At 61.7% G+C, this 24,054-nt stretch carries 19 protein-coding genes and 1 pseudogene; 6 read left to right on the forward strand and 14 right to left on the reverse strand.

Translation table 11 applies throughout. The features are described from left to right. Positions 1-59 precede the first annotated feature (59 nt). The 4 genes from BC360_RS21945 to BC360_RS21960 form a co-directional block, all read right to left on the reverse strand. Complete coding sequence (locus BC360_RS21945) at positions 60-1,670, reverse strand: DHA2 family efflux MFS transporter permease subunit (protein WP_065796920.1); 1,611 nt, start codon at positions 1,668-1,670, stop codon at positions 60-62. Next, positions 1,667-2,764: an HlyD family secretion protein gene (locus BC360_RS21950; RefSeq protein ID WP_065796921.1), complete on the reverse strand. Its 1,098-nt coding sequence runs from the start codon at positions 2,762-2,764 to the stop codon at positions 1,667-1,669. Before BC360_RS21950 ends, BC360_RS21945 begins: the two co-directional genes overlap by 4 nt. A gap of 92 nt (positions 2,765-2,856) precedes the next feature. Continuing rightward, positions 2,857-3,270, reverse strand: coding sequence for a cupin domain-containing protein (locus BC360_RS21955; protein WP_065796922.1), 414 nt, complete (start codon positions 3,268-3,270; stop codon positions 2,857-2,859). Between the two features lie 80 nt (positions 3,271-3,350). Next, positions 3,351-4,103 (reverse strand): SDR family oxidoreductase, encoded by a 753-nt coding sequence (locus BC360_RS21960; protein WP_065796923.1) that lies wholly within the window; start codon positions 4,101-4,103, stop codon positions 3,351-3,353. A 251-nt stretch (positions 4,104-4,354) separates the two neighbouring features. Here BC360_RS21960 and BC360_RS21965 point away from each other — a divergent pair, with 251 nt between their 5' ends. Next, entirely contained in the window at positions 4,355-5,950 is a 1,596-nt protein-coding gene (locus BC360_RS21965) for a winged helix-turn-helix domain-containing tetratricopeptide repeat protein (protein WP_065796950.1), read from the forward strand. A gap of 163 nt (positions 5,951-6,113) precedes the next feature. On the opposite strand, the gene BC360_RS21970 is transcribed toward BC360_RS21965, so the two are convergent. The 10 genes from BC360_RS21970 to gspD all read right to left on the reverse strand — a co-directional run bounded on the left by BC360_RS21970 (position 6,114) and on the right by gspD (position 17,552). Then, entirely contained in the window at positions 6,114-6,908 is a 795-nt protein-coding gene (locus BC360_RS21970) for an ABC transporter ATP-binding protein (protein WP_065796924.1), read from the reverse strand. Further along, positions 6,901-7,854 carry an ABC transporter ATP-binding protein gene (locus BC360_RS21975; RefSeq protein WP_065796951.1) on the reverse strand — a complete coding sequence of 318 codons (954 nt, stop codon included), beginning with the start codon at positions 7,852-7,854 and terminating at the stop codon, positions 6,901-6,903. The genes BC360_RS21970 and BC360_RS21975 overlap by 8 nt, the downstream gene beginning before the upstream one ends. Beyond that, positions 7,841-8,683 (reverse strand): ABC transporter permease, encoded by an 843-nt coding sequence (locus BC360_RS21980; RefSeq protein WP_065781799.1) that lies wholly within the window; start codon positions 8,681-8,683, stop codon positions 7,841-7,843. The genes BC360_RS21975 and BC360_RS21980 overlap by 14 nt, the downstream gene beginning before the upstream one ends. After that, positions 8,680-9,699: an ABC transporter permease gene (locus tag BC360_RS21985; RefSeq protein ID WP_083222684.1), complete on the reverse strand. Its 1,020-nt coding sequence runs from the start codon at positions 9,697-9,699 to the stop codon at positions 8,680-8,682. Before BC360_RS21985 ends, BC360_RS21980 begins: the two co-directional genes overlap by 4 nt. Before the next feature lie 18 nt (positions 9,700-9,717). After that, positions 9,718-11,295, reverse strand: coding sequence for an ABC transporter substrate-binding protein (locus tag BC360_RS21990; RefSeq protein ID WP_065796925.1), 1,578 nt, complete (start codon positions 11,293-11,295; stop codon positions 9,718-9,720). Then, entirely contained in the window at positions 11,295-12,458 is a 1,164-nt protein-coding gene (locus BC360_RS21995; protein ID WP_065781804.1) for a DUF917 domain-containing protein, read from the reverse strand. The genes BC360_RS21990 and BC360_RS21995 overlap by 1 nt, the downstream gene beginning before the upstream one ends. Then, positions 12,455-14,008 (reverse strand): hydantoinase/oxoprolinase N-terminal domain-containing protein, encoded by a 1,554-nt coding sequence (locus BC360_RS22000; RefSeq protein ID WP_065796926.1) that lies wholly within the window; start codon positions 14,006-14,008, stop codon positions 12,455-12,457. The genes BC360_RS21995 and BC360_RS22000 overlap by 4 nt, the downstream gene beginning before the upstream one ends. Next, positions 14,005-14,526 (reverse strand): Lrp/AsnC family transcriptional regulator, encoded by a 522-nt coding sequence (locus BC360_RS32210; protein ID WP_065781808.1) that lies wholly within the window; start codon positions 14,524-14,526, stop codon positions 14,005-14,007. The genes BC360_RS22000 and BC360_RS32210 overlap by 4 nt, the downstream gene beginning before the upstream one ends. Before the next feature lie 450 nt (positions 14,527-14,976). Then, positions 14,977-15,549, reverse strand: coding sequence for a prepilin peptidase (locus BC360_RS22010; protein ID WP_244512853.1), 573 nt, complete (start codon positions 15,547-15,549; stop codon positions 14,977-14,979). After that, positions 15,549-17,552, reverse strand: a complete 2,004-nt coding sequence (gspD, locus tag BC360_RS22015) for a type II secretion system secretin GspD (RefSeq protein ID WP_244512856.1) — start codon at positions 17,550-17,552, stop codon at positions 15,549-15,551. Before gspD ends, BC360_RS22010 begins: the two co-directional genes overlap by 1 nt. Positions 17,553-18,022: 470 nt before the next feature. On the opposite strand from gspD, the gene BC360_RS32560 reads away from it, so the two are divergent. From BC360_RS32560 to BC360_RS22035, 5 genes and pseudogenes are all read left to right on the forward strand, one after another. Continuing rightward, positions 18,023-18,349, forward strand: coding sequence for a hypothetical protein (locus tag BC360_RS32560; protein ID WP_139110152.1), 327 nt, complete (start codon positions 18,023-18,025; stop codon positions 18,347-18,349). Between the two features lie 136 nt (positions 18,350-18,485). After that, the gene (locus BC360_RS22025) at positions 18,486-20,807 is read left to right on the forward strand and encodes a multicopper oxidase family protein (protein ID WP_065796929.1); all 2,322 of its coding nucleotides are present in this window, start codon (positions 18,486-18,488) and stop codon (positions 20,805-20,807) included. Between the two features lie 108 nt (positions 20,808-20,915). Next, positions 20,916-21,905: an SCO family protein gene (locus BC360_RS22030; protein ID WP_065796930.1), complete on the forward strand. Its 990-nt coding sequence runs from the start codon at positions 20,916-20,918 to the stop codon at positions 21,903-21,905. A 226-nt stretch (positions 21,906-22,131) separates the two neighbouring features. Continuing rightward, a pseudogene (locus tag BC360_RS32810) lies at positions 22,132-22,379 on the forward strand (hypothetical protein); the annotation flags it as partial. Positions 22,380-22,783: 404 nt separating this feature from the next. Continuing rightward, on the forward strand, positions 22,784-23,071 hold the full coding sequence (locus BC360_RS22035; RefSeq protein WP_413813764.1) for a DUF982 domain-containing protein: 288 nt from the start codon (positions 22,784-22,786) through the stop codon (positions 23,069-23,071). Positions 23,072-24,054 lie beyond the last annotated feature (983 nt).

The following is a 24,054-nucleotide window of genomic DNA, read 5'->3' on the forward strand; positions in this document are numbered from 1 at the left end:
AGAGGATCGCCTTCATTGCCGCGATCGATGATCCGGAAAATCCTGTTCGGTCCGCCTTTTTACAGTTGAACTGCTTTGCCTTGCATCCGCCGAGCGGGTGCCCTTGCACATCGGGACAATCCGATCTTGATGCCGACCAGCAGGGGGGCGGCGATCAGAAAAAGCAGGGCGACTGCGTTGAACGCAGTGTCGAAGGCAATCACCGTCGACTGACCTGTCACGACCCGGCCCAAAAGGCTCGTCGCGGCCCGGCTTGCGGCGGCTCCTTCCATCCCTTTCGCCATCAGCATGGCTGTGGTGGCCTTCAGCCGTTCGAGGACCGCAATCTCCCCTGCGGTCACGTCGGCGGCAAGCACTGCGACATTGGCGGCGACGTTGTGATCGATCAATGTCTGGAGGCCTGCGACCCCGATAAGTCCGCCAAGCTGGCGACCCGTATTGAACAGGCCGATCCCGGAAGCGAGGTTTCGGCTGTTGAGGTTGCTGAAGGCAATCAGGGTAATCGATAGAAACAGGAAGCCAAGACCCAGACCGCGCAACAGGATCGCTGCCATCATATCGTCCGCGCCACTCTCGCTGGTCGAGCCTGACAGCATCCACATCGCTCCCATGATCATCAGGATGCCAAAGGGCACCGTGGCAAAAGGAGGAAGGTGGCAGGCCTGCATCAGGAAGGCGGCCAGAAGAAGCGCGCCGATGAAGAGTGCGCCGCTCGGCAACAGGAGCTGCCCGGCGTCGGTAGGGGTGAACGCGAGAACGGACACGGCAAATGACGGAATGAGGAAGGCGCTCCCGAACAATGCGGCGCCGGCAACGAAGCTGACGATGAAGGCGAAGCTGAAATCCTCCGATCTGAACAGGGTAAAGTCGAGCAGGCCCTGACCTTCAGCGAGTATCTGCTGGCCGAGAAACGCCAGCAGCGTGGCCGTACCAATCACCGTTAGCCACAGGATGCGCGGCTCCTCGAACCAATCCCATCGGCTGCCCTGGCCGAGGACATAAGTGCCGCAGAAGAGCGTGACGGACATCAATGTGAAGCCGATCCAGTCAAACGGTCGTTGCGCGGTCCTGGCGGGCATTGGTCCGTCTGCAATCAGCAGGAGCCCGGCCGCGGCAAGCGACACCGGGACGATGCTGAAGAAGATCCACATCCAGGATTGGCTGTCTAATAACCATCCCTGAAGGGCCGGCGCGATGGTCGCGGGCGCGACAACGGCTCCCATGGCGAACAATGCTTGCAGCACCGGCTGGCGGGTTCGAGGATAGGCAAGGAAGATAATCGCCTGGCCGCTAACCAGCAGGGTGCCGCCGGAGAAGCCCTGGATCAGGCGAAGGCCGACCAGCAGGTCCAGGCGAGCTGTCATGGCGGCAATGGCGCACGCCATGCCCATGGCAAGTGTCGAGCCAAGGATCAGCGCCCGCGGATTGATGCGGCTAAGCAGCCAAGGGGTCGCCATGAAGCCGATGAGCTTGAGAGTTGTGTATCCGATGTCCAGCCAGGCGAACTCATCAGGCGTCGCATAGGTGTCGCCGATGATATCACCGCGCCCGAGCGACAGGGCGGTGCTGGCAATTGCCTCCGTCAGTGCGGCAAGCACGATGCCCGCGACAAGAAGGGCCCCGGTTGTCGATCTCTCACGGCTCGGGATCGCGGTGACGGCCGTCGTCATGATCCCCTCCCCAGCTCGATCGCGACGCGCGCGGAAAGGCCTGACACGAGACGGCCGGGAAGCGGATTGCCGGCAAAGCGGATCTTCACCGGAACGCGCTGGACGACACGAACGAAGTTGCCTGTGGCGTTGTCGGCGGGGAGCAGGCTGAAGGCAGACCCGCTGCCTGGCGCAAAACTGTCGACCACGCCCTCAAGGGCCTCGTTGGGATAACCGTCAACGCGAATGCGAACGCGCTGGCCGTGCCGGATATGTTCGAGCTGGGTTTCCTTGAAGTTCGCCACGACCGACACGCCGGCGACCGGAACGATATCAAGCAAGGCGTTGCCCGGCGCTACAAGCCTGCCGACGCGAACCTGGCGGTTGCCGACAACACCGGAGACAGGCGCGCGAACCACTGTGCTTTCGAGATCGATCTGGGCTAAATCGCGAGCGGCCTCTGCCTGCGCCACGGCCGCAACGGCCGCTTCGCGCTGCGCTGCCAGGACGGCGATGCGTTGCTGTTGAGCCTCGACCGTTGCGGAGGCGGCGGATACGCTCGCCTCGGCTCTCGACCGCGCCGCGTCGCTTTCATCGACATGCGCCTGACTGATCGTCTTGCTGCGGATAAGCTCACGTCGACGCCCATAGGCCTTGGTCGCCAGATTCATCTCAGCGACGGCCGAACGTCTCTGAGCTTCGGCCTGTCGAATGAGCGCCCGCTGAAGCTCAGACTCCGCATCAACATTGATGAGGCGGGCTTGAGCGGCTTCCACATTCGCGACCGCCTGGGCAAGCCGTGCCCTGTAATCTCGATCATCGATCCGGAACAGCACCTGCCCTGTGCTTACGGTCTGGTTGTCATCAACCTCCACCGTCGTGACGTAGCCCCCAACTTTTGGGGCAAGCGAGGTAACATCTCCGCGCACATATGCATTGTCGGTCGATACCTCGCCGCTCGGACGAGCCCAGGCCCATCCGCCAGCAACGGCTATCACGGCGCCAAGGCACAGAAGCAGACCGACGATCTTTTTCTTGTTGGCTGGCGCGACGGCGTCACCGATCGCGGCGCGCTTGCCTGCGACGATGGCGGCCTTGTCCTCGAGCGAATCCATTTTCTCAGTTCCTGCTGGGTGTGGGTGACCGCGGGGCAGCCTTTAGACGGGAATTGCCGAAGGCTGCCCGCGCGGAAAAACGTTCGATGCGGCTATTCGCCGATGGGCGTGGTCAGTTCCTTTTCGTCGGTGTCGACGATGAACACCGCGAGCAATCGCGCCGGCTTCGTGTCGCTGGCGTTTGCGCTGACGCCGTGACGAGCGCCGGGCTCCTCGTAGAAGTTCTCGCCGGCTTCGTAGACCCGTTCCGGCGCGCCATTGACGCTGCTGCGGATCGAGCCTTCAAGCACCGTTGCGTAGATGAAGGCGGAGTCCGGATGCGTATGGCCGGGCGATGCGCCACCTGGCCCATATTCGACGAGCACTCCCTTCATGCTCTTGCCGGGGACATTCGGAAGGGCGTGATCGAAGACGATCGTCACCTTGCCCTCCGGCTGATCGGCGGCCGACGCCGCGGTGATCGAGAGCGCGGTGAGGGCAAAGGCCTGAAGTAACCGTGTAAGCATTGTCATTCTCCTTTGAGAGTATCTATCGGGAAGTGGCGCCCGGTCCCGGGCGAGGCTCTTCTGTTTTGTCCGCGCAAGCCTCAGTGTGCGGCTTGCTGGCCGAGCCAGTCATCGAAGCGGATCCTGCCGAGGCGCGGTTTTTCGCCTGGTGTCAGCGACTGATCGTCGAGCACGGCGCCGAAGTAGCGTGCGTGAACGTCGGGCACGACCTTGCGCGTGTCGCACTTTGCCTTCAGGAAGCGCCTCACCAGTTCATCGAGCGGAACAGCCTCCGGGCCGGCGACTTCGACCGTGCCGTTGACCGGCGGTGCGAGTGCGACATCGGTGAGCGCGGCCGCCACGTCGTCGGACGCGATCGGCTGGAAGAGCGCCGGCGACAGGCGGATCTCGCCATCGACGGTGGCCGATTGCGCAATGCCGTCGACAAACTCGAAGAACTGCGTGGCGCGCAGGATGGTGTAGGGAATGCCGGACGCCTTGATGAGGTTTTCCTGCGCGATCTTCGCTCGGAAGTAGCCGTTGTCCGGAAGCCTCTCGCTGCCGACGATCGACAGGGTGATGTGATGGCGAACGCCCGCCGCGGCTTCGGCCGCCAGCAGGTTACGACCAGAGGTCTCGAAAAACTCCAGCACGGCCTTGTCTTCCCAAACTGGCGCATTCGCCACGTCGACAACGATCTCGGCTCCATCCATCGCTCCCGCGAGGCCCTCGCGGGTAATGGTATTCACGCCCGTGTTGGGGGCGGCTGCGAGCACGTCATGACCGCGCTCGCGCAGGTTCTTCACAAGTTTCGATCCGATGAGGCCGGTGCCTCCGATGACGACGATCTTCATGGGTTTTCTCCGCTTTTCCCGACCGCAACCATTGCCGTCTATGCAAATGGAGAGTACCTGCGGGTATGCGAGAAGTCCTTGAGGCAGGCTTGAATTGCCCTTGGAGGATGCTTGAATATATGTCCAAGACGCCTGCCTGGCCGACGCCCTTGCGGGCGGGTGGGCGGGCCAGGCGTTCGCCATCGATGTCAGATATTTTTCGTCAGTTGCCTCGGCCGGGAGCCGGTGGCGCGCGGTCAGGGATGCCGGCCTTGCGGTTCATGTTTGGAGACTACGTGCTCGATCAGGAGCGCAGGGAACTGACCTTGCGCGGGCAAGTCGTGGGCGTTGGACCGCAGGTCTTCGACCTTCTGCTGCACCTGGTGGCGAACCGCAACCGGGTCGTCAGCAAGGACGACCTGCTGGAGGCGGTGTGGGGCGGCCGGGTGGTCTCGGAATCGACGATCACCAGCCACATCAACGCGGTTCGCAAGGCCATCGGAGACAGCGGCGAGGAGCAGCGCCTGGTTCGCACGATCGCGCGCAAGGGCTTCCGCTTCGTGGGCGACATCGCGGTCGATGAGACCGGACAGGCACGCCAGCCTGGCGGGGCTGGCGCCACTGAAGACGCCTCCGACAGATTGAAGGAGCAACCGTCTGCGCTGGTACTTCCGGACAAGCCATCCATGACCGTCCTGCCGTTCCAGAACCTGAGCGGCGATCCGGAGCAGGAGTATTTTGCCGACGGCGTGGTCGAAGACATCATCACGGCGTTGTCGCGCATCCGCTGGCTGTTCGTCATCGCGCGCAATTCGAGCTTTACCTACAAGGGCCGAGCGGTGGATGTGAAGGAAGTCGGCCGGGAACTGGGCGTGCGCTATGTGCTCGAAGGCAGCCTGCGCAAGGCCGGCAACCAGGTGCGCATCACCGGGCAACTGATCGACGCCACGACCGGCGCGCATCTGTGGGCAGAGCGCTTCGAGGGCACGCTCGACAACATCTTCGAACTTCAGGATCAGATTTCGGCAAGCGTCGTCGGCGCGATCTCGCCGCAACTCGAACGGGCGGAAATCGAGCGCGCCAAGCGCAAGCCGACGGAAAGCCTGGATGCCTACGACTACTACCTGCGCGCCATGGCAAAGCTGCATATCGGCACCCACGAAGCGATCGAGACGGCACGCACCCTGTTCTACAAGGCAATCGAGCTCGACCCCGAATTTGCATCAGCCTATGGCGGGGCGGCCTGGTGTTATTTCTGGCGCAAGCTGAACGGCTGGATGGTCGACCGACCCCGCGAGATCGCCGAAGGCGTGCGGCTGGCGCGGCTGGCCGTGGAACTTGGCCGGGATGATGCGGTGGCGCTGACGCGAGGCGGGCACGCGCTCGGGCATCTTGCCGGCGATCTTGACGGCGGCATCGCGCTCATCGACAGGGCGCGGCTGCTCAATCCCAATTTTGCCCCCGCCTGGTTCCTCGGCGCGGCGCTGCGCGTTTTCCGTGGTGAAACGGGGAGCGCGATCGAGGATCTAGCGCATGCCGTTCGCCTGAGCCCGTTGGATCCGGAGATGTTTCGCATGCAGGCCGCGACGTCTCTCGCGCATTTTTTTGCCGGGCGCTTCGATTCCGCCTCTGCCTGGGCGGAAAAGGCGCTCGGGAACTTGCCGAGCCTGCTGGTCGCAGCCGCCCTGTTGGCGTCGAGCCAAGCGCTTGCGGGAAGACAAGAGGAAGCGCGGCAGGCGATGCAGCGCCTGCGCACGCTCGACCCATCCTTGCGCATCTCCAACCTCAAGGACTGGCTTCCGATCCATCGCTCGGAGGATTTTGCGCGGTTCGCCGATGGCCTGCGCCGGGCGGGGTTGCCCGAGTGACCACGGCGCGATTTCTCCCCGCCGACGCTTCGCGGATCACGGTCCTCCGCCCGCACGCAAGTCAGAACTTGGGCCGGTGCTGCAGCATGTGCACCAATAACCGCACCACGACACCTTGATCTAGCTTTCGCCGGCACCGCCGTCGGCAGCGCGGTGACTTCCATCATCTGGACCTATCGCGCAGATTGCCCCCATATCCCATCAGCTGGCGCGTGTACTCCTCCGCTGGTGCAAACGATATCTGTTCGGTCGAGCCGGCTTCGACGACCCGACCGCTCCGCATGACGACCAGCGTATCGGAAACATGGCGGACAACCTTGAGATTGTGCGTGACGAACAACATCGACAGCCCCAACTCCTGCTTGAGGTCGGCCAGAAGGTTGAGGATCTGGGCCTGCACGGAAATGTCGAGTGCCGAGGTCGGCTCGTCGAGAATGAGGAGCTTGGGCTGCAGCACCAACGCTCGCGCGATGGCGACACGCTGTGCCTGCCCACCTGAAAGTTCCCGCGCCCGACGGGTGAGGAAAGTGCCGGGCAGCCCACAACGTTCGAGCATGTCGGCTGCACGCTCACGCAGCTCCTGGGCAGGGACACGGCCTTGTGCCGTCATAGGTTCCGCCAGGATTTCCGCGATGGTCAGCCGCGGACTAAGGGAGAGGAAGGGGTTTTGCGCAACGACGCCGATCGCGCGGCGGCGCTCGCGCAAGACCTGTTCCGGCAAAGCCAGCCAGTCGTCGCCGTCGAGCCGGATGGTGCCGCTTTCGACCGGGACAAGCCGCAGGATGGCCCGCAGCAGACTGCTCTTGCCCGAGCCGGATTCACCGACGAGACCAAGCGTGCTGCCGCTCGCCAGTTCGAGGCTAATTGCGTTGACAGCCGGTGGCGGCGGGGCCGAGAAAAAGCCCGTTCGGCGATAGCGCACCACGAGATCGCGTATCTGTAGCAACGGCTCATCCATGGTGGGGCTCCAGGTGGCATGTCCAACAATGCTGCCCATCGCCCCGCTGCGGTGGCTTCGCCTCGCGACAGATCGGCAAGGCGCTTGCGCAACGCGGCGCGAAAGCACAGCCCTGGATCACGGCAAAGGGAGGTGGAATGTGGCCTTCGATCGACGCCAGCTTCTCGCCTTTGGCCACCGCATCCGGCAGTGCCGCGAGCAGGGCCCGGGTGTAGGGATGGCATGGCGTCGCCAAGAGTTCGCTCGTGCGTCCTGTCTCCACCGTATGGCCGGCATAAAGCACGGTGGCGCTGTCGCAACATTCGACAACGACGTCCATGTCGTGCGTGATCATCAACACCGTCAGTGCACGCTCGCGAACAAGCCGCTTCAGCAGCGCCAGCACCTGCGCGCCGACCGTCACGTCGAGCGCAGTCGTCGGCTCGTCGGCGATGATGAAGTCGGCGCCGGTCGCAAGCGCCTGCGCGATGACCACACGCTGCTGCATGCCGCCCGAAAGCTGATGCGGATAGCTCTTCAGGACCCGCCGCGGATCCGGAAGACCGGTCGCCGCCAGCAATTCCTCGGCCGCTGCGCGCCGCTGGAAGCGCGGCAGGCCGCTGTGGCTCTTGAGCACATCATCCATTTGCCTGCCGATCCGCAGCACCGGGTTGAGAGCTGCGGCAGGGTCCTGCGAAATCATGGCAATGCGCCGACCGCGCAGGCTTTTGGCGACATCGAGAAGATTGAGGCCGTCGAAGCGAAAGACGTCGGCCGAAACGCGCGCACTTTGCGGCAACAGACCGAGCAGCGCCATGCCGGAAATGGTCTTGCCGCAGCCGGATTCCCCGATCAAGCCATGGATCGTCCCGCGCTCGATCGTCAGGTCGACGTGACGAACAGCATGGATGGGATTGTGGAGGCTGCCAAAGCGGATCGACAGGTCCTTGATTTCAACGAGCGGCATCGCCCAGCCCTCCATCGTCGCCGCGCAGCGCGTCTCCCAGCACCGAAAAAGCAAGCGCAAGCACGAAGATGGTCACGCCCGGGGCAGCGGCGTACCACCAGCGCAGCGGAAAGAAGGAGCGACCGGCGTTGACCATCTGCCCCCAGTCGGCCGTCGGCGGCAGGATGCCAAGACCAAGAAATGACAGCGCTGACGCCGTCAGGAGTGCCGGACCGAAATCGAGCGCCGCCTGCACGGCGAGCGGTCGGCTGGTGCTCGGCAAGATGTGACGCAGGATGATCGTGCCATGAGAGACCCCCATCACCCTTGCCGCCTCGACATAGGGCTGGCCGCGCAGGACGAGGACTTCGGCACGCGCCAGCCGCGCATACCACGGCCACCAGGTGACAGCGACAGCAACGGTCGAGTTGACCATGCCCGCTCCCATTGCCGCCGCCATGAGAACCGCGAGCAAAAGCGCCGGGAAAGCCAGGAAGACATCGGTGACGCGCATCAGCGCATCATCGATCCACCCGCCGAAATAGCCCGCCAACAGGCCGACAGGCAGCCCGATTGCCAGCGAAAGGGCAACGATCAACATGCCTGTCGTCAAGGAGACACGAGCGCCATAGATGACCCGGCTGACCATGTCGCGCCCGAGATGATCGGTACCCAACCAATGCTCGGCCGACGGCGGCATCAGCTTGTCGGTGATATTGGGCGTGCCCATGCCCTGCGCCGGAAAGGGCGCGACCACAGGTGCAAGGATCGCCAGGAGAAAACAGAAGACGATGATCCCGAGGCTGATGGAGCCGGCCCAGCCCAGCCGCTTGAAAAGACTGCGCATCATAGGGCCACCCTCGGATCAAAGATCGCCTGTGCAAGGTCGATCAGGAGGTTCATCGCGACATAGCAGATCGTCACCACCAGGGTTGCCGCCGCGATCACCGGAAAGTCTTTGGACAGGATCGCCTCGGAGACATAGCGGCCAAGGCCGGGCCAGGCGAAGATGATCTCGACCAGCACGGCTCCAGTCAGCGCATAGGCAAAACTCAAGCCGACAACCGTCAGCGCGGGCCCCATGGCGTTCGGCAGCGCGTGTCCAAAGAGGATGCGCGACCCCGACAGGCCGAGCGCACGCGCGGCCACGATGTGCCGTCGCTGCAGGATCTCGATCATGGCCGATCGAGTGAGCCGCATGGCCACACCAGCGGGATAGCTGGCAAGGGTCAATGCCGGCAACACGAGATGCGACACGGTATCGAAGAACGCCGCGGGGCGCCCGGCCAGGAGCGAATCCACCAGGTTGAAGCCAGTGACGGTTGGCAGCGGCGCAAGCACCGCGAACTCCTTTGACAGTCGGCCCGAAAGCGGCAGGATGCCGAGCCACTGCGCAAAGAAAGCCTGCAGAAGCATGGCCAGGAAGAAGGTGGGCATCGCCACAGCGGCAATCGAGCTTAGTCCGCCCAGCCGATCGAGCAGCCCGCCGCGCCCGGCTGCCGTCAGCACACCGGCTGGCACGCCGATCAGCAGCGCCAGCACAGTGGAGAAGACAGCGAGTTCCAGCGTCGCCGGTAGAAAGACGGACAAGTCATCGGCGATCAACCGCCGCGTCTTGTAGGAAGCGCCGAATTCTCCGGTAGCCATTCTGGCGGCGAAGGAGAAGAAGCGTTCATGCAGCGGCGCATCGAGCGCCAGCACCCTGCGCGCCGTCTCGATCTGTTCAGCCGTCGGCCGAGGACCGGCATAAAGTGCCGCCGGATCGGAGGGCACCACCTGGGCCACGACGAAGACCAGCAGAGTGACACCGAGCACGACGAAGACCGAGAGAACCAACCTTCGCAACAAATAACGCATCAGGTGCATGACGCCTCGCTCCCCGCCTCAGCGGCTCAGTTCGTGGACGAAGGTCACATGGCCATAGGCCGGGTTGTCGGCGTAGTTCTTGATATCGGCGCGAATGATGTGAACATTCGGCTTGTCGACGACAAAGACGGCAGCTGCCTCGTCGATCAGGATGCGCTGCGCCTTTTTGAAGGACGCCTCCGCAGCGTGCCTGTCGGTCGCCGATCGTGTGTTGGCCTCATCAATCAGCTTGTCGAATTCCGCATTGGCGTAATAGCCGAGGTTGAAATTCGGCGCCGTCTCGGAATGGAAGAGATTGAACAGGTAATCGTAGGGCGTGACGAAGGTCGGCCACCAGTACATGAGGAAGATATCCTGCCCCGCCGCGGGATCGGCCTTGGCCAGTTGCCATTGCGCCTCCCAGGCCATCGGCTGCAGCGTCAGCGTAATGCCCAACTGCTCGAGATTGGCCTTCCAGAGTTCGCCGGCCAGCGCCTCGAGCGCGTCGCCGGTCGCATAGGTGAGCGTCAGCTCCAGTCCGCCTTCGGCAATGCCGGCTTCCGCCAGCAATGCCCGTGCCTTCTCGATGTCCGTTACCGGGATCGGCGCCTCCGCATCGTGCCCCCAGATACCAGGCGGAATGACCCCCTTGGCACGGGCGCCAAGGCCAGCGGTTCCGGCGGCGATGACGTCGTCATAGGGAAATGCGATGGACAGCGCCTGGCGGACCTTGACGTTGTCGAGTGGAGCACGGCGCGTGTTGTACATGCCCACCAGCGTTTCGAAGGACGGGTTCGCCACGACGGCCAGTTCCGGGCGTTCCTTCAGGCTTTCGAGATTGTCGTAGGGAATGCCGAAGGTCCAGTCGGCCTCTCCGCTTTCGAGCTTGTTCTGCGCCAGCACCACATCTTCGATGACCTCGAAGACCACCTTGTCGAAGGCGCCCTGCTGCCACCCGCCCCAGTAACCTTCGTTGCGGGTGAGGATCGCGCGTTGGCCGGGCTCGTAGGATTCGATCTTGTAAGGGCCGGTGCCGGCGCTGTTGCCGGCGTTGAACCAGGCATTGTCCTTGTCGATCGAGGCGGGGCTATAGATCCAGGCGGCAAAGCCGGCTGCCGCGGTTATGTCCATTGGCTGCGCCGTCTTGAGACGCATGATCACTGTTGCGGCATCCGGCGTCTCGATCGTCTCGACCGGCGCCCAGATGAAGGAGGCGCCGCCGGCTATCTTCTTGGTCCGTTCGATCGAGGCTTTTACCGCCTGCGCGGTCAGCTCCGCCCCATCATGGAACTTGATGCCGGGGCGCAGGCGGAATGTCCAGGTCAGGCCGTCCGGCGAGGACTGCCAGCTTTCGGCCAGCAAAGGCTCCACCTTGGCCTCGACACCGTCGCGTGCGGGAATGTAGCGCGTCAGGGTTTCGTAGGTATTGGCCAGCACAGCACCGTCATTCGAAAACGAGGTGGCGGGGTCGAGATCGGGAAAGCCCGCGGGATAGGCGAGCGTGAAGATCGACGTGCCATCGGCGGCCATCGCCTGGCGCCCACGCAAGGCAGGCACCCCGGCACCGAAGGCAAAAGCGGCAAAACCAGCAGTTTTCAGCAGATCACGACGGTTCATCACAGTGCTCCCACGGGAGCCGAAGAGGTTTCGCGCTCCATCTGTTTGTCGTTGACATAGGCATGCACGGGCTCGGCCATGTTCGGCTTGCCCAACGGCTCAAAATCAAACCCGTAGCCGAAAGCACGCGGGCCGACGGACGCAAGCGCCCGCTCGGTGCGCAACAGCGCCGGCGACGGGATCGCGAAGACGCTGACACGCAGACCGTAGCGCTGCTCTTCCGTGGCGATCGGCCGCCCCGTTTCACTGTCGACCATGCAGATCAGGTCGGGGACCATTGCCAAAGTCCGCCCGTCCTCGCGTGCGACCAGATATTCGTTCTGAATATCGACCTCGACCGAACGGCCCGAGAACTGACCCAGTCCGGCGATCGTCATCCGCCCGCGCACGAAGCCGCCCTCGATCTTGCGACCGATATCGATGACCTTGCCCTGCAGGAGCAGCGTTCCGCCTTCCTGGTTCAGCACGGCAGCCACCGGGTCCGTCTTGGCAGCGCGCGCTGCAAGGACGGCATCGCCGAGCCGCCAAGCCTGGCTCACTGTGTGCGGAACGCCGAAACGGCGGACGAAATCACCGGTCATCGGCGCCGTGCACATATGCGCTGTGCACCCCATCGCAATCGTTCCGGCACGCATCAGCTTTTCCAGCATTTCCGGGCTGGTCGCTTCGGTGACGACGAGCACATTTCCGGAGGCATCGGCGAGTGCAGAGGGTGCAGAGGGATGGCCGTTGATGAAGAACGTGGTCATCTGCACTTCGGGAAAGGCGCGCCCCATGCCGTCGGCATCGACGACCGGGATGTCGAGTTTTGCCGCGGTGATCATCGGCGAGATGCCATTGGCCCCGCCGATCTCATCGGCGATGACGGCGTCGATCTGGCGGCCGATCAGCGCTTCGATCGAGCGCAGCACCCGTATGCCTTCGTCGCCCTCTTCCATCTTTTCGATGCCGACGGTCGGCGCACCGATGCCGCCAAGCGCCAATATCATGGAATCCGGCGCCAGGTCGGCCGGGCGGACCACCCTGATTTGGCGCCCCTGCCGAAGTTGCGCCTTGGCCATCAGCGCGCCGAGATAGGGGCTGCCGCCGCCACCGGTGCCGAGGATGCCGGCACCAAGCGCGATCCGGTCGATATCGGTTTCCTGCAAGTTCCAGAACTTCATGGGCTGAGATCCCCTACCACCTTGGCCGCGATCCGCATGGCATTGCCGGGCAGATAGGAGAGCGGCGTTTCATCGATTTCGGCGAGCGTCACGGTTGCTTCTGCCGCCCCTGCTTCGACAGCACGCCGGCGCGCCTCGGCGATAACGCCATCAAGCGCCGCCTGTCGCGACTGGCCATCAAGCGACACGATGTTGTCGACTTCTCCGGAGACCTGGGCGATCGCTGCACCGATGGCGTTTGCCGAACCGAAGTGGTCGGGCCGCAACGAGACGCTCGTTCCCTCCAAGAGGCCATCGACCAGCACCGAGCCGCCGCCGACAAGGATCGCCGGAATGGGCTCAGGCCCCGGCTTCATCTGGTCGACAACGGCCTCGACATCGCTTTTCATCTTGGCAAGCGCAGCCGCCACCATTGCGCCGTCGAGATGTTTCAGTCGCGTCTTGTCGCCAAGATCGACGAGCCCGGCGGCAGCGGCGACATCGGTCGCCGTCAAAGTGTCCCCGCCAAAGCAGAGCGCCTTTTCCGGCAGACGGAAGCCAACAGACTCTGGCCCGATGCGCAATCCACCCTCGTCACGCACGAGGCTGCCGCCCCCGAGGCCGAAGGAGAACACGTCCGGCACCCGGAAATTGGTTGGTACGCCGGCAATCGATGCACCCTCGCCGCGGCTGCGCGGGAAGCCGCCGATCAGCATGCCGATATCTGTCGTCGTGCCGCCGATATCGATGACGACGGCATCTTTCAGGCCGGTAAGGAAAGCCGCACCGCGCATGGAATTGGTCGGGCCGGAAGCGATGGTGAAGACGGGAAAGCGCTCTGCATAGTCCGCCGACATCAACGTGCCGTCATTCTGGGTGAGGTAGAGTGGGCAGGACAGTCCGAGCTCGCCGAAGGCCTGGCGAAAGGCCGCGATTGTCTCATGCCCGATGCGGTGGAGGCTGGCATTGAGGATCGCGGCGCTCTCACGCTGCAAAAGCCCGGTGCGGCCAATGCGGTGGGACAGGCTGATTGAGGCGCCGGGCAATTCCTCGGAGACGATTGCAGCCGCCTCCTGCTCCATACGGGAGTCAACCAGTGCAAACACCGAGCAAATGGCAATTGCGCTGATACCGCGGTCGCGCCAGTCGCGGCAGGCCTGCCGGATCGCATCGGCGTCGAGCGATGCGATCGCCGAACCATCGTAGTTCACGCCGCCGCCGACAAGTGCGGCGCCGCCATCAACGACAAGCCTGAGATCTTCGGGCCAGTCGATCATCGGAGGCAGTGCCCGCGTGGAAGAGCCACAGAGCCTCAGCACGCCGGTGCGCTGCAGGCGGCGGCGCTCGACCAAGGCATTGAGAAAATGCGTCGTGCCGATCATCACTGCGCCGACCTGATCACCAGGGATGCCCGCAGCCGAAAGCACCGACCGGATCGCGCCCGAGACGCCATCGGTGACATTCTCCGTCGTCGCCGTCTTCACCGTCGCAAGAACTTCGTTGCCCCGCAGCAGCGCCGCGTCCGTGTTCGTTCCTCCGACATCCACGCCAATGCGCAAACGCTCCGTCATTTAGTCCTCCTGGCGCGGCGCCCCGCTCCGTTTGCCGACGGCTCGCGCTGGCTCAGCGCCGTCGTGCGAGTGCCGTAGATCTTGTACATCCGTAGGATCATGTTGGTGACGACCCGGTGCACCCCGGGGATCTTGCCGACAGTGCCCTCGGTGAATTCGAAGAGTTCGGCATTGGTATCGAAAAAGACCGAAGCAGCGAGCGCGTAGCGCCCGGTGATCGCCGCGAGATATCCGACCTCGTCATACTCGCCGAGTTCGGCTGCGACCTCATCGGCCTTGCCCGGCTCGACCTCGATCAACAGCTCTGCCTGAACGTCACGGCCGATGGCCGTTGGATCGGGAATGGCGCCGATAACGATGTGCCGGTTCTGCAGGAGCGCGGCGATGCGGTTACGCACCGTGCGTTCGGAAACATTGCCGATGCGCGCGGCGATTTCCGATGCGGAAAGCCGCCCATCCTCGGTCAGCATGGAAATGACCGTTCGGTCGAGCTCGTCCAGATCGTCTCGGTTCGTCACCAGCTGCTCCTCAGGCTTATCTAACCAACAGCTTATTTTCCGAACCGGCACAAAGTCAATTGTCTTATTCCGAATCGGCATAAAATATTTCCATGCTGCCGTTTCGGAAAAGGTATCATTGCCATAGCGGCAACTCTCAGCGACTGCGCAGCAGATCGGCAAGGTGTCGCGCGAAGACACCCTGCTTGCTGGATCGGGACGGTGGGGGCGAAGTGAGCGAAGAGCGTATCGGTGGCGTCGAGAGCCGCTTCCCGTGCTGTGATCCTGAGACGGACGCTGCCGCCCTCGTCGCTGAGATCGAAATCGAGCCGCCCGAAGTTTTGACGCCATCGCCCAGACACTCGGCGACATCTGCAACCTCTCCGGCGTGGATAATGCCGCAACGACTCCAAGACTGCCGGATATGAGGCCAATTAAACGCGACAAGCGCCAGGACACGCAGGCGACAATTTACCTAAAGACCTGGGCTAAGTACCATGCGCCCCAAACTGCCGGGGCTAGAAACGAGGCGTAAGGAATGCGTCGCCCTGCCGGCCAATGACCGTGCTTCATCGTCGAACCCAGTACGAACAAAAGCGCGCCCAACGTTGCACAAAAAACAACCAACGCAAAATTTTCCCAGCCGATCCAAATACCTGCAGCAGCGCCGAGTTTGATATCGCCCAGTCCTAACCCCTCGACACCGCGGAGCCTGAAATAGAACTCTCGCACCAACAGCAATGCCCCGCCGGTCAGTGTGGCATCGCGGGCGATCTGAAGGAGAGTTCGCGACGTCGCCACTCCCACCGGATCGACGCCAACGAACCATGCTGTGATACCGATAACGGCGACCATCGCATTCGTAAAATCCGAAACCCTGAGGCTTCGCCAATCCTGAAGCGTGATAGCTGTCATGCAGCCAGCAAGGAGCACCGACAGAAATATTCGTGCCGCTTCGAGGGTTGCGAGCCCAACCACGAGCGCAGCCACGGTCGCGACGACGACCGGAAGTAAGTCCGGGCCAATGTGCTTGGAAAGCAGCACTACTTCAATGCTTTCGAGCCCATGCCCCACATCCGCCCCTGCAGCTCCTCGGCAACGCTCTGCGCATCGCGTGAATCGCGGATGACCATCGGCCTGATCATGATCAGCAGCTCGGTTCGCGCATTCGACCGGTTTTTGCTGCCGAACAGGCTACCGACGTGCTTCAGGCGGCTGAGGAATGGAATGCCGTCTTTGCCGCGCTCCTGCGTTTCGCTGATCAAGCCGCCAAGCAGAACCGTCTGGCCGTCGAGGACCGATACCGAACTCGAAATGCTTCTGTTGGAGATGACCGGCGTCAGGCTGTCGCCATTGGTTGCGTTCGATATTTCCTGGTCGATTCTCATCGCCACTACGCCGTTCTCGGCGATCCTCGGGCGCACGTTCATGATGATGCCGGTGTCCCGGTATTCCACCTGGTTGCTGACCGGCGCATCGGGGGTTTCGACGGGCACAACCGTACGTGTAATGATCGGGATCTGATCGCCGACCTGGAAGCGCGCGACTTCGTTCTCGACCACCACCAGCGACGGCGACGACAGTATCTGAACGTCGGTGATCTTATCCAGCGCACTGATGATCACATCCGGGCTGCTTTCCGAACCCAGGACGAAGTTGAAGCCGGGAACCTCGCGGGCGACGTTGTCGGCCAGAACCTTGAACAGACCGAACGATCCGTTGTCGGTGCCCAGACCGACCGATTTGCTCTTCACGAAATACTGGACGCCGAAGCGCAGTTCGTCGGTGAGCCGAACCTCCGCCATCGTCACGCTGATCGCGACCTGGAGCTGGGGAACGTCGATCCGCGTCAGGGCGGCAAGCACTCGCTTGCGCATCTCGAGATCGGCGTAGATCACGATCGAATTGTTGGATGGATCTGAGCGGATGCGAACCGGCTCGGCCCCAAGCTCCGGTTCCAAAGGAGCGCCGAAGCGCGCCGGGTCGATGTCGACGACATCTTCGCCGGTGGCCGTTGGCTCCTGCGTCGCCGCTTCATCGGGAGCCGCCTGCTCTTCGGTTTCAGCCTCTTCGTTGGCCGCAAACAGGCGCTGCAGAAGTTCGGCAATCTTCGTCGCGTCGCGATATTTGACGCGATAGACATGAACGCTTTGCCCGAGATCAGGGTTCTCCCGGTCGAGACGGCGGACCCAGGTGTGGGCGCGTTCCGTGAGCGCGCGGTTCTGCGAAACCGCCAGGACTGCACGCAGCCGCGGCATCGACATGAACTGTATGACGTTGTCGCCATTGCCGCCTTTGCTGGCGAAAATCCGCTCAAGCTCGGGAATGACGGCTTCGGGACGGGCATGCTGGAGCGGCAGGACTGCCACCGACTGATCCTTCATCCAGTCGACGTCGAATGCCGTCACCGTCTCCAGCGCCGCTTCGCGATCCGGCCCGCTGCCGGCGATCAGAATCGCGTTACGCGTGGTGTCAATTCGCAGCGAGCCCGGACGCGCGCCGAAGCCGTCGACGAGTCGCGAAAGCGCCTGCGCCGAAACATACTTCAGCGGCACGACCGTAATGCCAAAGCCCGTCGGGCGACCTTTCATGCTGACCTGGCCGGCAACCGAAGATCCAGCCTCGACGATCTGAAAGGCACTGCCGCGCCGAACCAGATCGGCACCATTCATTTCAAGCAGCGTTTCGAGAATGGACATCAGGTCGTCACGAGGAACCGGCCGCGCGCTCGACAGCGTCACCGTCCCGCTTACCGTTGGATCGATCGTGTAAGTCTGGCCAAGCGTATCGCCAAGGATGGCTTGCACGACGTCACGAAGCTCGGCCCCCTGAAAATTCAGATTGACGCTATCGCCGCTTGCGCCTTCCCCGCCACCTGGAGCGGCGACAACCCCGAGGCGAGAGCTTGAATAGATCGCCGGCTGGCGGGCGTCTGCCGATCCGGCAGACGCATAGCCCATCGTCGAATTACCACCATTTCTGAGTGTGCGCGCCTGCAGGTCCGCGCTTGTCACCGAGCCAAGGATCGAGTCGACGTCGTTCCCCAATCGACCCTCTTCCGGAGCGACACAGCCCATGGCCAGCAGACAGACACCGAAAAACAAAGCCGTCCGAAGAACTGTCCTGCCAAGTCTCATTTCACCACGACTGATTCTCGCTTCACCCATGGCGAAGCCTAGCATTTCTGCAAAGCATCACTGTTATTATCAGCGGCTAATCCACCTCCTCCATCACGGTTCCTGGGGATAACGGCCTATGATCCCAAGGGCCGGCATCTAACGGCCGTCAATGTCGCAAGCCACCAAAGATGGCGGTCGAACAAGCGGGGCAGTGCTGAGACATACGGCGGCGGGACGGATGAATACGGCAAAGACTGTAACGCAGTTCATTCGCTATCTGTTGACGAAGGATGACCTGATCGGGCTGGCAGAGAGGCCGTCCCTGGAGCGGCTTCTTGCCGATGCGCCCTCGAACTATACGGGCCTCTGGGAAACCGGGCTTTTGTCGGGAGAGCTGCTTGCCGACGCTATTGCCGTTTCACAAGCTGGATCGCGCCGCATTCAACCGCGTCGAATTTCGTCCGGAACTGACCGAAGATCTGTCGGCCCGGTTCCTGCGCGCCGCGCTTGAAGCCGCGTCCAGATACCCCTCGAGTATGTGTCCGGACTGGTCGATAGCCCGATACCCGAACCTCGGTATAGCCATTCACCACCACTGGAGTGCTGCAGACGGGCGAGAACTCAACCCTAGCGATAAAGCCGGATCGAATACTAAGCTCAAGGCAACTATAAAAGAATGTCGGAAATCCTCAACGGAGGACAACGGTAAAAATTACTCTTTGTAAAATTTCGCTCGATCTAAGTCGGAACAATCATAAGACTAAGGTCTGATCTAATCATTGTGGTTGCAAGTGTTAATGCGTATTCTCAGAAATATTAAGATCGGAGGACCATGAACTACATTTGATAGGGGCGGATTAAATGTACATTTCTAACGACGCGTCGCGGGCGCGACAGAGAGAAGCGCAGCTCGCACGGGATAACCGTGCCGAGATCGCGCGGGCAATCAATCAGGAACAGGTGACACGTCGTGAGCTGTTGCGATGGGGCATCTTCACGGCCAGCGGAATGCTCGCCATGAAAAATGGGCTCAGTCCGTTTGCGACGAGCGCCTATGCGGCGGTGCCGACCGGGGCGCCGCGAACGCCGCTGTTCGGCGTCAAGAAATTCTCCCAACCCATGCATCGTCTGCATCTGCTCAATCCCGTGCCGATGACGCGCACTTCAGAGGGTCACGCCGCGTTTCCCGCGCAGCTGGCCGAACGGCCGGCGAAACGATTGTCCTACCACACCGATTTTTCGGCCGATCCGACAAACAGGCAATTCATCAATCCCAGGACCTATCGTGGCCCGATCGAGGGCCGCCCGCCGGGAGAGATCTTCGCGCACCAACGCTGGGACGAGTACTTCCCCAAAGTGGGTTACATCATGAGGCTCGGCCAGATTACCCAAACCGGCAGCGGATACTTCCATGACAACTTCCCGGTGCAGCAGCCAAACAGCGTCTGGAGTTATGGCGCCGGTAGGACCGGTGAATGCACCCTGCCTCCGTTCCTGATCAAGGGCCGCTACGGCGAACCCATCATCACCCGCGTCTACAACGACCTGCCCGTCAACCGGGCGGAGAACAACGGCTTTGGCCGCAACGAAACCCAGCTTCACTTTCACAATGCGCACAATGGCGCCGAAAGCGATGGCGCAGCGAATGTGCACCACTTCCCAGGCACGTTCTACGACTACCGCTGGAGCACGACGCTTGCCCGACGCGACAAGATCAACACACAGGCCACCGATCGGCGGGCGTCGGGTCCTGACGACAGCACCGGCCTTGTTAACGTTCCCGGAGACTTCCGCGAGCTACAAGGCAGCATGTGGGCGCACGATCACCGCTTCTTCTTCACCGCGGAGAACGTCTACAAGGGCAATCTCGGTGCCATCAACTATTACAGCGGCCCCGACCGCGGCAACGAGGAGCTTTCCGACGGCGTCAATCTGCGGCTGCCCAGCGGCAAGCTTCTGGGTTGGGGCAACATCGACTTCGACGTCAATCTGATCTTTTCCGACTGTGTATGCGACGCTTCTGGCCAGCTCTTCTTCGATATTTTCGATACGGACGGAATGGTTGGGGACGTGCCACTGGTCAATTTTGGCTATGCGCCATTCTTCGAAGTGTTGCCGCGAAAATATCGCTTCCGCATCCTGAACGCCTGCATGTCACGCTTCCTGAAGCTTGCCCTGGCCGATGCCAAGGGAAATCCTGTCCCGATCAAGTTCATCGCCAATGACGGAAACCTTGTGGTCACCCCCCTGACCTTGACGTCGCTTCCGGTGCAGGGCATGGCGGAGCGCTACGACATCATCGTCGACTTTTCCGGCTTCCGGATCGGCGACAAGATACGGGTCGTCAATCAGATCCTCCATGACGATGGTCGCGGGCCGAAGGAAGAGCTCAGCCTGGCAACGGCTATCAAGGGCCTTTCCAAGGATCCGGTCGTCGGGCCGATGCTTGAGTTTCGCGTGGTCGGCGCCGTCGAAAGTGTCGATGTGCCCGGCGTCATCCACCGCGCCACGGACCCGGACGTCAGCCGCGTTCCGCCCAAATTGACCGAACAAATACCGATCGTCACGCCGGTGCGCACGAGGCTCGTCGAGTTCGGCAGGTCGGGAGAAGGGGATTCCCGCGGGCCCGACGGGTGCATTCCGGATTGTGGCGAATACGTCAATTTTCCCTGGACCATTCGCATCAATGGCGAGTCCTCCCACTCAATGAACGCCAACAGGATTTCGTTGCTCATTCCAAAAGCCGGCGAGGTCGAGCACTGGACCTACAAGAACGGCGGCGGCGGATGGGATCACCCTATTCACCTGCACTTCGAGGAGGGCGTCACCATTTCGCGGACAGGACTGAAGCTTGCAGCCACCGAGGCTTTCCAGCGAAAGGACGTCTGGCGCCTGGGCGAAAACGGCAGCGTCACCTTCCAGGTGCAGTTTGGCGAATTCGGCGGCGCCTACGTCAACCATTGCCATAACACCATTCATGAGGACTTCGCGATGTTGGCACGCATTCAACTGCTGACCGGTGTCGCGGGCACACCTCAGACCGCGGTGACCCCGACCCCCAATCCCACTCCGGACGGCGTCATTTTCACCGCGCCGGAAATCTTGCCCGAAGGCGCGCCCAAGGGCTGGCAGGACAGCCAGCCGATGCAGGCAGCGCAGCTCGAAGACACTGTTAAACCGTGAAACGATGGCAAAGCGCCTTATCGTCAGCAATGAGCAACGGCCGTTGGCCATCGTGGCACGAAGTTCGAGCGTGTTCGCGTCGGCGGCGCCACTGCACGGAGGGTCCAAATGAAGCGCTGGTCCATGATTTTTGCAGCAGTCATCACAATTTTACTGTCGAATACCGGCGAGCCGGCCGCAAAGAGTTCACGGTGGGGAAAGGACTATTTTCCAAACGTCAAAGTCGTCACTCAAGATGGCAAGAAGGTGAAATTCTATGACGATCTGATCAAGGACAGGATCGTCCTCATCAGCTTCATCTTCACCAGCTGCACGGACCTCTGCCCGCTGACGACAGCGCGTATCGCCCAGGTGGTGGACAGGCTGAGAGACGAAATCGGCAAGGACATTTTCGTGCTGTCGATCACGGTCGACCCCGAAAACGACACGCCGGACAAACTGAGAACCTTCGCCAACGCCTTTTACACCGGCCCTGGCTGGACATTCATCACGGGGAAGCCAGCCGACATTCGTGCCATCAATTCAAAGCTTGGCAACAAGAGCGATGTGGCGACCCAGCACCGCAACGAAATCGTTCTTGGCAACGACAAAACTGGCGAATGGACAAGAAACTCGCCGTTCGCGGACATCGAGAACCTGGAGCTTGCCATCCGCGACATGGACCCGGACTGGCGGGATCGTCGTCACGTTCGGCAGGATGCCTTGGCAGCAGACCATAATCCACATGGCCTGACAATCGGCCGCGAACCGGGGCAGGTCCTGTTCAAGAAGATCTGTGCACCTTGCCACACAGTGGGCGTAACCGACCATATCGGCCCCGATCTGCTCGGCGTCACGGACCGGCGTGACCCCAAGTGGCTGGTGGAAATGATCATGAACCCGGCCAGACTGCGCGCAAATAGAGACCCAATCCTCGCCGACCTCGACGCGAAATACAAAGGCGTCCGCATGCCGAATCTCGGCCTGTCGGCGAGCGACGCATCGGACCTCATCTCGTATCTGGCCAGCAGAACGGTTCAGATAGAAGAATTGCGGGCCCAGCCCGAGGAATCGCATCTCCACCCCACACAAGGCGGGTCTCATCACCAGCACAAATAGACGACCGCTTCCGGTGAAGTCGTGTTTGATTCGCGCCCGTTTGACGCTGTGCTCTTGGACGACGTTTGAGCTTTGCGGGTCAGCTGCAGTCATGTCTGGAGTGATGAGGTAGACGGCCTCCGCTCCTGGCATCGCTGTGGCATGCTGTGGGCACCGTGACGTTAACGGACCGGCGAACAGACTGTGTGATGCTGCAGCATGACCCGCGTCGCCCGAGATCCGCTCTATCGCTGCCACCGATTTGCGAGGGAATCTCGGCGCAAAGAGTGTTTTCCAGCTTCACTGTGTTGACACCGATTGGCAGGTCGTCCTGCGCAGTCGCTGCGACGCGGGCAGATGCAGCCATTCTTCGAGAAGCCTGCTCCTTGCCTGATCGGCATGGAAGTCTGCGCGACAGCGCATCACTGCTGGGCGGGAATGCCGAGGGAGGCTGGCCATGAGGTGCGGCTGATTCCATCAGGCTACGTCAAACCATGCCGCATCGAGCCCTCCGGCGAGAGTATGCGAAAACAGAAAGCCGTGACCACAGACCAAACAACCCTAGTTTGATCGCGAAATGGGTTCAGGTCAAAAATCCGCACGACCCAGGGGCACGCCGACTGTTCGGCTTCAGATTGGAATCACCGTCCGGCATCACCGGAACACGCAAAAACAGCTATCGGGACTGAAACCTGCTACTCGCTACGACAACAAACACCGGTTGAAAGGTGCGTTGGCAGCAGTTGACGGTGAGGAAGGATGCTCCGGACATCTTGTTGCCGGGCGACGGCGACACAGCCGACGGCTTTTGTAGCCCAATAGGCTGACTTGAACGCGTCACACTCGTTGCTTAGTTTCCGTTTTGGAGGAGCCGTGAAGGGGAGGGCGAGATGGCCGCAATGCCTTTTGGACATGCTGTGTATGTTCAACGCAAACAATTCATCGAGAAGATCACGTCTCTCGATGAAGTCTTCGATTTCCTAAACCAATGGCCGGAACAGCGAAGAGATCTCGCTCATGAGACGCTGTTGAAAGCCTGCCGGGATGCCGCCATTGGCCGGTTTCCGCTCGGTGCCGCGAGGGAGAATTTCCGGCGTTTTATCAAGAAAGCCGGGATGCTTGCGGAGGTCGATCAATTTCCGGGTCTGGGGAGGCCGAGCGCCGACCGAAACATCGGCAATACCTAGCACTTTGAACCCGCGTGCTGTGTCTGACACGGTGCTGTTGGCACGAGCCTTAAGGCTCCCCCGGCGGAGGTCTCCTTGGCAATCCTTTTGAGCAAGGGCATTACTTTGCGCTCGGCTGCGGAGAGCAAGGGGGTCGGCTACGAACGGTCCGGACACAGCTTCCTCCATCTTCGACAAAACTGGCGTCCGACGCCAGTCGGAACTGGTTGCGTTGATTGGCACGATGGCGACGGTACGCTTGTGATTTCCTGCTGCCGCTGCGCTAGCCGTGAGCCTGTCGGGTCGCTTTCACTCCAATGGTATTCGGGTCGAGCGCCCAACCACGCATCGGGGTACCCCAAAACAGGCCAGCCGATTGCCTGAAGTCACCGCAACCGCCGTTCCGGCGGGACATCACGGGTTCCGCAGTGCGTGCCTGGCGCTACTATGGACGGTGAGGCTGTCTCGACCATCGCCGGGCACCAGCGTTGCAGCAAGCTGGGTCTCGATATCCTTGTCAAAGGCGATGCGGTTCATGGTGTGGATCGGTGATCCATGACGTCGTCAGGCCGAAGCATCGCAGTCCGGCACTGAAGATCTGCATTCCATGGTGAACTTCTGGCCGCGGGGTGAGCTTCTGGCCGCGGCAGTGGCCTCGCAGGCGCACCGTCTTCGAGGGGTCAACATTCCATGTAGGATCAGATCACCACCCTGGCGAAGGTGGCGCAAAACTCGATTGACGATTGTCGGCAATTGAAGAACCGAAACCCACGCCTGTTCTTCTAAGTGGCCGCTGATCCGGCAGCAGGCCGAGCGTCACACGGAGACGTAAGCCTCATTCAAGATTGCTGATCAATGCTGTCTGTAACACTCTGAATCCAATCAACTAATGGATGTATTCCCGTTGAGATACGTGGTGGAAGTGGTTGATGATGCGGATGAAATCCGCTGTTTTGCAGGCGAGTTGATCCGGCGAGACGGTAGCAGACTGGTGATGCGCCATC

The organism is Ensifer sp. LC163 (genome assembly GCF_001695855.1).
Classification (GTDB): domain Bacteria; phylum Pseudomonadota; class Alphaproteobacteria; order Rhizobiales; family Rhizobiaceae; genus Ensifer.

What these genes read in the sequence shown, in the direction of transcription:
- BC360_RS21980 (WP_065781799.1), bottom strand. Translation starts at nt 8,683, where the DNA reads ATGATGCGCAGTCTTTTCAAGCGGCTGGGCTGGGCCGGCTCCATCAGC.
- BC360_RS21950 (WP_065796921.1), bottom strand. Translation starts at nt 2,764, where the DNA reads ATGGATTCGCTCGAGGACAAGGCCGCCATCGTCGCAGGCAAGCGCGCC.
- BC360_RS21975 (WP_065796951.1), bottom strand. Translation starts at nt 7,854, where the DNA reads ATGCCGCTCGTTGAAATCAAGGACCTGTCGATCCGCTTTGGCAGCCTC.
- BC360_RS21955 (WP_065796922.1), bottom strand. Translation starts at nt 3,270, where the DNA reads ATGCTTACACGGTTACTTCAGGCCTTTGCCCTCACCGCGCTCTCGATC.
- BC360_RS22030 (WP_065796930.1), top strand. Translation starts at nt 20,916, where the DNA reads ATGAAGCGCTGGTCCATGATTTTTGCAGCAGTCATCACAATTTTACTG.
- BC360_RS21985 (WP_083222684.1), bottom strand. Translation starts at nt 9,699, where the DNA reads ATGCACCTGATGCGTTATTTGTTGCGAAGGTTGGTTCTCTCGGTCTTC.
- BC360_RS21990 (WP_065796925.1), bottom strand. Translation starts at nt 11,295, where the DNA reads ATGAACCGTCGTGATCTGCTGAAAACTGCTGGTTTTGCCGCTTTTGCC.
- BC360_RS21945 (WP_065796920.1), bottom strand. Translation starts at nt 1,670, where the DNA reads ATGACGACGGCCGTCACCGCGATCCCGAGCCGTGAGAGATCGACAACC.
- BC360_RS21995 (WP_065781804.1), bottom strand. Translation starts at nt 12,458, where the DNA reads ATGAAGTTCTGGAACTTGCAGGAAACCGATATCGACCGGATCGCGCTT.
- BC360_RS21970 (WP_065796924.1), bottom strand. Translation starts at nt 6,908, where the DNA reads ATGGATGAGCCGTTGCTACAGATACGCGATCTCGTGGTGCGCTATCGC.
- BC360_RS21960 (WP_065796923.1), bottom strand. Translation starts at nt 4,103, where the DNA reads ATGAAGATCGTCGTCATCGGAGGCACCGGCCTCATCGGATCGAAACTT.
- BC360_RS22025 (WP_065796929.1), top strand. Translation starts at nt 18,486, where the DNA reads ATGTACATTTCTAACGACGCGTCGCGGGCGCGACAGAGAGAAGCGCAG.
- BC360_RS22035 (WP_413813764.1), top strand. Translation starts at nt 22,784, where the DNA reads ATGCCTTTTGGACATGCTGTGTATGTTCAACGCAAACAATTCATCGAG.
- BC360_RS22000 (WP_065796926.1), bottom strand. Translation starts at nt 14,008, where the DNA reads ATGACGGAGCGTTTGCGCATTGGCGTGGATGTCGGAGGAACGAACACG.